This window comes from Enterobacter cloacae complex sp. GYL001 (genome assembly GCF_049237125.1).
Lineage (GTDB): Bacteria > Pseudomonadota > Gammaproteobacteria > Enterobacterales > Enterobacteriaceae > Enterobacter > Enterobacter hormaechei_C.
This window is the reverse complement of the sequence record NZ_JBMKGW010000052.1, coordinates 1-1,943: the sequence shown is the minus strand read 5'-3', so window position 1 is coordinate 1,943 and position 1,943 is coordinate 1. Positions and strand designations below refer to the sequence as shown.

Here is a 1,943-nt window from a genome sequence, read left to right as displayed (position 1 = left end):
TGTGTAGGGCTTATTATGCACGCTTAAAAATAATAAAAGCAGACTTGACCTGATAGTTTGGCTGTGAGCAATTATGTGCTTAGTGCATCTAACGCCGGAGTTAAGCCGCCGCGCGTAGCGCGGTCGGCTTGAACGAATTGTTAGACATCATTTACCAACTGACTTGATGATCTCGCCTTTCACAAAGCGAATAAATTCTTCCAAGTGATCTGCGCGTGAGGCCAAGTGATCTTCTTTTTGTCCCAGATAAGCTTGCTTAGCTTCAAGTAAGACGGGCTGATACTGGGCAGGTAGGCGTTTTATTGCCCAGTCGGCAGCGACATCCTTCGGCGCGATTTTGCCGGTTATTGCGCTGTACCAAATGCGGGACAACGTAAGCACTACATTTCGCTCATCGCCGGCCCAGTCGGGCTGCGAGTTCCATAGCTTCAAGGTTTCCCTCAGCGCCTCGAATAGATCCTGTTCAGGAACCGGGTCAAAGAATTCCTCCGCTGCCGGACCTACCAAGGCAACGCTATGTTCTCTTGCTTTTGTAAGCAGGATAGCTAGATCAATGTCGATCATGGCTGGCTCGAAGATACCCGCAAGAATGTCATTGCGCTGCCATTCTCCAAATTGCAGCTCGCGCTTAGCCGGATAACGCCACGGGATGATGTCGTCATGCACGACAAGGGTGACTTCTATAGCGCGGAGCGTCTCGCTCTCGCCAGGGAAAGCCGAAGCCTCCATAAGATCATTGAGCAATGCTCGCCGCGTCGTTTCATCAAGCTTTACGGCCACAGTAACCAACAAATCAATATCGCTGTATGGCTTCAGGCCGCCATCCACTGCGGAGCCGTACAAATGCACGGCCAGCAACGTTGATTCCAGATGGCGCTCAATGACGCTTAGCACCTCTGATAGTTGGTTCGAAATTTCGATGGTCACCGCTTCCCTCATGATGTCTAACGGGCGAGGTAAGCCGACCGCAGAATGCGGGTCGGCTTGACCGAAATGTTAGAACCAGAAGCCAAAACGGATAACTTGAATTTGGCGACGGGCGCTAACCGTGAAAAAACGCTGCGCCACCGAGGCGGCACAGCACTGCAAAAACGATAGCTGCTTGCGCTTGCTACGCAAGGGCTAGAGGCCAAAAAGACTGAAAACCTGCGCAGCCCATGCAGGCGAAGCCCGGAAAAAAGGCAAAACAGGCACTGAATAACGCCTGAAAAGCTAAATGCCGTTTGAATAAACATGAGCTAAATAAAGCTGGGTTTCAGTGGTGCTAACGTTGGACGTAACGAGAGCCGGAGCGCAGCGGAGGGAACCAAAATGCGCAGCATTTTGGCGTCCCGTTGACGGAATGGTTAGCCGTTTCGACGCGCATAAACGGAGTGGGTGTACGGAATTACAGCTTGAATGGTTTCGGTTGAGACAAGCTCGAATTCTGTTTCGTTGAGCATTGGGAAGAAGGCGTCACCCTCGAAGGTTTGATGTACCTCAGATAGAAACACGCCGTGGGCGTGAGGTAGTGCCAGAGTGTATATCTCAGCTCCGCCCGCGACGTAGAGTTCATTGCCGAGTTCGGATGCCAAAGCGATAGCGTGCGACAGCGTTGAAACAACTACGCAGCCAGTGGCGCGGTAGTTAGCTTGGCGTGAGATTACCAATGTGTGACGGTTCGGTAGAGGCTTGCCGATAGACTCAAAGGTCTTTCGCCCCATGACAACGACTTTTCCCTCAGTGAGTCTGCGAAAAATCTTCTGCTCACCCGGAATTTTCCAGGGGATATTAGGACCATTGCCAATAACCCGATTGGCTCCCATCGCAGCAACGAGATAAATGCGTACTGATTCCGAGTTCATATGGCTAACTTTGTTTTAGGGCGACTGCCCTGCTGCGTAACATCGTTGCTGCTCCATAACATCAAACATCGACCCACGGCGTAACGCGCTTGCTGCTTG

General features: G+C 51.6%; 2 protein-coding genes and 1 pseudogene. All 3 read right to left on the bottom strand.

Translation table 11 applies throughout. The features are described 5' to 3' along the window. Positions 1-100 precede the first annotated feature (100 nt). Positions 101-939: pseudogene (locus tag ACOTWU_RS25185) on the bottom strand (AadA family aminoglycoside 3''-O-nucleotidyltransferase). A 5-nt stretch (positions 940-944) separates the two neighbouring features. After that, positions 945-1,235 (bottom strand): DUF1010 domain-containing protein, encoded by a 291-nt coding sequence (locus ACOTWU_RS25180; RefSeq protein WP_001336345.1) that lies wholly within the window; start codon positions 1,233-1,235, stop codon positions 945-947. A 111-nt stretch (positions 1,236-1,346) separates the two neighbouring features. After that, entirely contained in the window at positions 1,347-1,844 is a 498-nt protein-coding gene (dfrA12, locus tag ACOTWU_RS25175) for a trimethoprim-resistant dihydrofolate reductase DfrA12 (RefSeq protein WP_001083725.1), read from the bottom strand. Positions 1,845-1,943 lie beyond the last annotated feature (99 nt).